Source organism: Dyella sp. (assembly GCF_035508675.1).
Classification (GTDB): Bacteria; Pseudomonadota; Gammaproteobacteria; order Xanthomonadales; family Rhodanobacteraceae; genus Dyella_B.
The window spans coordinates 1-6,302 of sequence record NZ_DATJMN010000067.1; the positions used below are offsets into that span (position 1 = coordinate 1).

Annotated in this window: 8 protein-coding genes; 7 read left to right on the top strand and 1 reads right to left on the bottom strand. The window is 63.3% G+C overall.

The features are described from left to right. On the top strand, positions 1–764 hold a 764-nt coding region (gene rpsB, locus VMA74_RS04040), incomplete at its 5' end, for a 30S ribosomal protein S2 (protein WP_325365054.1). Between the two features lie 56 nt (positions 765–820). Next, on the top strand, positions 821–1,702 hold the full coding sequence (gene tsf / locus VMA74_RS04045; RefSeq protein WP_325365056.1) for a translation elongation factor Ts: 882 nt from the start codon (positions 821–823) through the stop codon (positions 1,700–1,702). An 81-nt stretch (positions 1,703–1,783) separates the two neighbouring features. Here the strand turns inward: tsf and VMA74_RS04050 are convergent, their stop codons facing one another. After that, the gene (locus VMA74_RS04050) at positions 1,784–2,209 is read right to left on the bottom strand and encodes a VOC family protein (protein ID WP_325365058.1); all 426 of its coding nucleotides are present in this window, start codon (positions 2,207–2,209) and stop codon (positions 1,784–1,786) included. Positions 2,210–2,403: 194 nt separating this feature from the next. Between VMA74_RS04050 and pyrH the strand changes: the two genes are divergently transcribed. The 5 genes from pyrH to VMA74_RS04075 form a co-directional block, all read left to right on the top strand. Further along, complete coding sequence (gene pyrH, locus VMA74_RS04055) at positions 2,404–3,126, top strand: UMP kinase (protein WP_325365060.1); 723 nt, start codon at positions 2,404–2,406, stop codon at positions 3,124–3,126. A gap of 90 nt (positions 3,127–3,216) precedes the next feature. Next, on the top strand, positions 3,217–3,774 hold the full coding sequence (gene frr / locus VMA74_RS04060) for a ribosome recycling factor (RefSeq protein ID WP_325365062.1): 558 nt from the start codon (positions 3,217–3,219) through the stop codon (positions 3,772–3,774). A gap of 268 nt (positions 3,775–4,042) precedes the next feature. After that, positions 4,043–4,789 carry a polyprenyl diphosphate synthase gene (gene uppS / locus VMA74_RS04065; RefSeq protein WP_325365063.1) on the top strand — a complete coding sequence of 249 codons (747 nt, stop codon included), beginning with the start codon at positions 4,043–4,045 and terminating at the stop codon, positions 4,787–4,789. A 178-nt stretch (positions 4,790–4,967) separates the two neighbouring features. Beyond that, positions 4,968–5,795 (top strand): phosphatidate cytidylyltransferase, encoded by an 828-nt coding sequence (locus VMA74_RS04070; RefSeq protein ID WP_325365065.1) that lies wholly within the window; start codon positions 4,968–4,970, stop codon positions 5,793–5,795. Positions 5,796–6,047: 252 nt separating this feature from the next. Continuing rightward, positions 6,048–6,302 (top strand): site-2 protease family protein (locus tag VMA74_RS04075; RefSeq protein ID WP_325365067.1); only part of this gene is annotated, 255 nt, incomplete at its 3' end.

Sequence of the window (6,302 nt, forward strand, 5' to 3'; positions counted from 1 at the left end):
CGCTGTTCACCGACGCGATGAACTTCCTGTCGGGTCTGGCGCAGAAGCGCGGCACCGTGCTGTTCGTGGGCACCAAGCGCTCCGCCCGCGAGGCCCTGGCTGAAGAAGCCGCCCGCGCCGGCATGCCCTTCGTCACCGCCCGCTGGCTCGGCGGCATGCTCACCAACTTCCGTACCGTCAAGCAGTCGGTCGGCCGCCTGAAGGAACTGGAAGCCGCCGAAACCGACGGCAGCTTCGACAAGCTGGTCAAGCATGAAGTGCTGGCCCGGCGCCGCGAGCGCGCCAAGCTGGAAAACTCCCTCGGCGGCATCAAGAACATGAACCGCCTGCCCGATGCGCTGTTCGTGGTCGACATCGGCCATGAAAACATCGCCGTGCTGGAAGCCAAGAAGCTCGGCATCCCGGTGATCGCCGTGGTCGATACCAACTACAACCCGGAGCTGGTGGACTACCCGATCCCGGGCAACGATGACGCCATCCGCGCCATCCAGCTGTACGCACGCGCAGCGGCCGACTCCATCCTGGAAGGCAAGGCCGCGGCTCCCGCAGCCGCCCAGGGCGACGCCAACGAGTTCGTCGAGCTGGACGAGGAAGGCAACCCGGTCGCCAAGGAAGAGGACGATCGCCGCTCCGCTCCGCCGCGCCGCAACGCGCCCGCCAAGAAGGGTTCCGGCCGTGGCGACCGCGATGGCGGTCGTGGTGGTCGTGGCGACCGCGGTGGTCGCGGCGGCCGCGTGCAGTCCGACGCCCCCGACGCCGACTAAGTCTTTAAACACGCCGGGCGCATCCGCGCCCGGCGTCCCAAGTTTGCGAGGATCCCATGAGCAATATTTCCGCCCAACTGGTCAAGGAACTCCGTGAGCGTTCCGGCGCGGGCATGATGGAATGCAAGAAGGCGCTGGTCGAAAACAATGGCGATATCGAAGTCGCCATGGAGTGGCTGCGCAAGTCGGGCCTCGCCAAGGCCGACAAGAAGGCTGGCCGCGTGGCCGCCGAGGGCCGCATCGTCGCCGCCCAGGCTAACGGCCACGCCGTGCTGGTCGAAGTGAATTGCGAAACCGACTTCGTCACCAAGAACCCTGACTTCGTGACCTTCAGCGACAACGTGGCCGAGATCGCGCTGAAATCCGGCGCGAAGGATGTCGACGCACTCAAGGCAGCTGCCTATCCGGGCGGCGGCACGGTCGAAGAAGCCTCCAAGGCCCTGGTCGCTACTATCGGCGAGAACATCCAGGTTCGCCGCATGGCCCACGTTTCCAACCAGGGCGTGATCGCCAACTACCTGCACGGCGGCCGCATCGGCGTGCTGGTCGCACTGAAGGGCGGTTCCGACGAGCTGGCCAAGGGCATCGCCATGCACGTGGCCGCGATGAATCCGCAGTTCGTGCGTGCCGATGACGTGCCGGCCGATTTCCTGGCGAAGGAAAAGGACATCGCACTGAGCCAGATGTCCGACAAGGAAAAGAACAAGCCGGCCGACATCCTGGAAAAGATCGTCAGCGGCAAGGTCGCCAAGATCATTTCCGAAGTCACCCTGCTCGGCCAGGCCTACGTGCTGGACACCAACGTCACCGTCGCCGACGCGTTGAAGAAGGAAGGCGCCGATGTGGTTTCCGTAGTGCGCTTGGCCGTTGGCGAAGGCATCGAAAAGGTGGAAGAGGATTTCGCCGCCGAAGTGATGAAGCAGGCGGGCCTGGCATAAATCGCCACGTTTGTTCGCATGGAAAAGGCCGCGGGAAACCGCGGCTTTTTTTGTCGCCATCCTCGCCTCAACCTGCAATGCCTAGCCAACGCCTCGCAGCGCTGCGGGTGCCGGCTTCACACGCGGCTGCAGCAGATCCCACTTGTTGCCGTATAAGTCTTCGAATACTGCCACAATGCCGTAAGGCTCTTCGCGCGGCAGCTCCAGGAAACGCACGCCACGCGAACGCATCGCTTCATAGCGTGCATGGAAATCATCAACATGCAGGAACAGAAACACGCGCCCACCACCCTGCTCGCCCACATAAGCGTCCTGCCCAGCCGTACTCGCCTGCGCCAGCAACAGACGTGTTTCGCGTGAACCAGGCGGCGCCACCAGTACCCAGCGCTTACCACCGCCTAGCGAAGTGTCCTCGATCAATTCGAAATCCAGGCAGCCGGTGTAGAACGCAATCGCTTCGTCGTAGTCACGCACCAGCAGTGCAATGGCGGCGATAGTGTGGTGCATAGCCAACTCCCAGCTGTGAGTGCAACGTGAAACCGCATGAAGCTTGCGAAGCATAAGGGCATGACGCGCTGACGTCTGCGCCGGCCTCCGTTACAATGCGCTCGTTTTGCTTGGGGCATTTGTACGCAATGCCTGACAGCGACCCGGAAAGCTCCTCGGCGTTTTCCGGCGTTTACCTCACAACCGGAGCCATCATGAGCGACCAGCCAAAGTACCGACGCATCCTGCTCAAACTCTCCGGCGAAGCATTGATGGGTGATGCCGACTACGGCATCGACCCCAAAGTGATCGGCCGGCTGGCCGACGAAATCATCGAAGTACAAAAGATCGGCGTACAGATCGGCGTGGTGATCGGCGGCGGCAACATCTTCCGCGGCGCGGGACTGGCGGCAGCCGGCATGGACCGCGTCACCGGGGACCATATGGGCATGCTGGCCACCGTGATGAACGCCCTGGCGATGCAGGACGCCATCGAGAAACGCGGTGGCTTTGCCCGCGTAATGAGCGCCATCCAGATCCATGACGTGGCCGAAGATTTCATCCGCCGCCGCGCCATCCGCCACATTGAAAAAGGCCGCATCGTGCTGTTTGCCGCCGGCACCGGCAACCCGTTCTTCACCACCGATTCGGCCGCCGCCCTGCGTGCCATCGAGATGGGGGCCGATCTCCTGCTCAAGGCCACCAAGGTCGACGGTGTCTACACCGCCGATCCCGCCAAGCAGAGCGACGCCACGCGGTATGACCAGCTCACCTACGACCAGGTGATCGAGCGCAAGCTGGCCGTGATGGATACCGCTGCCATTGCACTTTGCCGCGACCATCGCATGCCGCTGCGCATCTACGACATGACCGTGCCAAGCAACCTGATGCGCATCATGCACGGCGAGCCGGTCGGTACATTGGTCGACGCAAGCTGACCCCTGCCTTGCTCTCAGCCCTCTCCGAGAGAGGAAGGCGGGAAGTTACTGTTATACTTGGCGGCTTGCACGCCATCGGGGTGATTCCACATGCTCAATGACATCAAACGCGATGCCCAGACCCGTATGGGCAAGAGCATCGATGCCCTCAAGCACGACTTGTCCCGCCTGCGCACTGGCCGCGCCAGCACGACGCTGGTCGATGGCATCAAAGTGCCTTACTACGGTTCCGACATGCCGCTGAACCAGGTTGCGACGGTTGCCCTGGCTGACGGCCGTTCGATTGTCATCACGCCGTTCGAAAAGAGCATGGTCGGCCCGATCGAGAAAGCGCTGCTGGCTTCCGACCTCGGCATTACGCCCACCACCGCCGGCACGGTGATCCGCCTGAACATGCCGCCGCTCACCGAGGAGCGCCGCCGCGAGCTGGCCAAGCACGTGTCGCACGAAGGCGAGAATGCGAAGATCGCCATCCGCAACGTGCGCCGCGATGCGCTGCAGCAGGTCAAGGACCTGCTCAAGGAAAAGCAGATCACCGAGGACGAGGAACGCAAGGCCGACGAAGAGGTCCAGAAGCTTACCGACCAGTTCGTCAAGGAAGTCGACAAACTGGCCAAGGCCAAAGAAGAAGAATTGATGTCCATGTAAGGCCGTCGACGCATGCCGGGCCACCCAGCGCCCGGCATGCGCCGCCCACGCCACCTGACGGAGGAGCAAAGAAGGGTGAGGGGTCCATCTTGCACAGCCGCCGTCCCCATGCGGACCCCGGGCCAATTGGCCGCGTGAGCCCCGCTTCCGCCATGATTGTCCCCGCGATGGGGCAGAGCCGCGCCGATACGTGGCGTTTTTCTGGCGAACGCGGCTTCTGCATGGCTTCAAGCGCAGCAGGCATGGCCGCCACCGTTACTCTCCATCCATGACCACGACCACGCTCAAACATATACCGCGTCATATCGGCATCGTGATGGATGGCAATGGGCGCTGGGCGAAAGCCCGCCGTCGCCCGCGCAGTTTCGGCCACAACGCCGGCCGCAAAGCCGTGCGCGAGGTGGTGGAGGGCTGCATCCGCCATGGCGTGGAAGCGCTGACGCTGTTCGCCTTCTCCAGTGAAAACTGGCAGCGGCCGCCGGACGAAGTCGGCGCGCTGCTGGATCTGTTCATGCGTGCCTTGGACAAGGAAGTGGACGAGCTGGACGAAAACGGCGTGCGCCTGCGTTTCATTGGGGATTTGTCCGCCTTCGACAAGCCGCTGCAACAGCGCATGATCGACGCGATGGAACGCACCTCCGGCAATATCAAGCTGCATTTGAACATCGCCGTGAATTACGGCGGCCGCTGGGACATCGTGCAAGCGGCGCGCAAGGCGGCCATGGCCGTGGCGCGGGGCGAACTGTCGGTGGCAGATATCGATGAAGCCTCGTTCGACCACTGGACCAGCCTGTCCGAGGTGCCCCCGCTGGACCTGTTCATCCGCACCGGTGGCGACCATCGCATCAGCAATTTCCTGCTGTGGCAGCTCGCCTATGCGGAGCTATATTTCACCGAGACACTATGGCCGGACTTCAACCAGGCCTCGTTGCAGCTAGCCATCAACGACTTTGCCCGTCGCGAGCGTCGTTTCGGCCGCACCGGCGACCAGGTCACCCAGGCAGCGGCACGTTGAGCCAGGCTGCGATCATCCGGCAACACTGTGTGGACCCGCCCGCTCGAGACGGCAGGAGCCAAGGCATACGTGCCGAGAGGCGAATGAAGCAGAGTCCAGCCGGTTGGCACGCGAACCGCCCCATCCTTCCCCGCGCAAGCCGCCCGGCGCTCGTCGCCGAGAGCCGCTAGGAAACCTCATGCTGCGACAGCGCGTCATTACCGCCCTGCTTCTCGCGCCACTGGTGATCTTGCTGATCCTGCTGATGCCGACCAGTGTGTTCGCGTGCTTGCTGGCGGCGGCCTTCCTCGCTGCCGCCTGGGAGTGGTCGCGGCTGGCCGGCGTGAAAAGCCGCGTTGCGCGCGGCATGTTGCTCGCCGTTGTCCTGCTGGGCTTCATCGCGCTATGGATGTTCCAAACCACGCGATGGCTATGGCCGGCGCTGATCGCCACGGGTGTGACGTGGTGGCTGCTGGTGTGCATGTGGTTGCGCCATTTCGCCTTCGCGGCGGCGCCCACGACCGAAAACCGCAACCTGAAACTGCTGGCTGGCGCCTTCGTGGTGTTTCCCGCCTGGGTGGCTGCCTTGAGCATTCACGGTAGTCCGTCGCACGGCCATGTATGGGCGTTCCTGGCGATGCTGCTGGTATGGGCTGCCGATACCGGCGCCTATTTCGCCGGCAGCTGGTTCGGCAAGGGCAAGCGCAAGCTGGCGCCGCAGATCAGTCCCGGCAAGACCTGGGTGGGGGTGTACGGTGCCTTCATCACCAGCGCACTGGTGGCAGCCGTGGCGGGATGGCTGTTGGGCGTACACGACCTGCGGCTACTGGGACTGATTGTGGTCACTGTCGTGACCGTCGCCAGCTCGATCATCGGCGACTTGCTGGAAAGCCTGATGAAGCGCCACGCGAACGTAAAGGACTCCGGCGCACTTTTCCCGGGCCATGGGGGACTGCTGGACCGGCTGGACAGCGTATTCGCGGCCTTGCCGGTGTTCGCACTGGGAAAGCTCCTGCTAGGGCTTTGAATCGCGCCTCGCCATATTTTCTCCCTGCCGGTGCGGGGCGGAACGACGAATGGAACTGCTGTTGCAGGCTGCGGTCGATATCCCAACCCCGAGCGATGCCACCGCGCCGCCTTCGGAGTCTGTCTGGCTTGAGTGACCGGGCGCATTTGCAGCCCGGCCCACTCAAGTCCGGCAGACTCCTGAGTTACCCGGCGGGTACTTCGTAACGCTTGCTGATAAGCTTTGATTTCCTGAGAAGACGTACCTGCTTTGATGAATCCCTTTTTCGGCTCGGTGTTCTGGCTACTGGTCACGCTAGGCGTGTTGGTGACCTTTCATGAATTCGGACACTACTGGGTTGCCCGCCGCTGCGGCGTGAAAGTGTTGCGCTTCTCGGTCGGCTTCGGCCGCGCGGTGTGGAAGCGCATCGGCCGCGACGGCACCGAGTATCAAATTGCGGCAATTCCACTGGGCGGCTACGTCAAGATGCTTGATGCGCGCGAGGGCGCCGTCGATGCTGCAGAGCGC

Excerpts from the sequence above, each read along its gene's own strand:
- tsf (WP_325365056.1), top strand. The coding sequence starts at position 821 with ATGAGCAATATTTCCGCCCAACTGGTCAAGGAACTCCGTGAGCGTTCC.
- uppS (WP_325365063.1), top strand. The coding sequence starts at position 4,043 with ATGACCACGACCACGCTCAAACATATACCGCGTCATATCGGCATCGTG.
- VMA74_RS04050 (WP_325365058.1), bottom strand. The coding sequence starts at position 2,209 with ATGCACCACACTATCGCCGCCATTGCACTGCTGGTGCGTGACTACGAC.
- VMA74_RS04070 (WP_325365065.1), top strand. The coding sequence starts at position 4,968 with ATGCTGCGACAGCGCGTCATTACCGCCCTGCTTCTCGCGCCACTGGTG.
- frr (WP_325365062.1), top strand. The coding sequence starts at position 3,217 with ATGCTCAATGACATCAAACGCGATGCCCAGACCCGTATGGGCAAGAGC.
- pyrH (WP_325365060.1), top strand. The coding sequence starts at position 2,404 with ATGAGCGACCAGCCAAAGTACCGACGCATCCTGCTCAAACTCTCCGGC.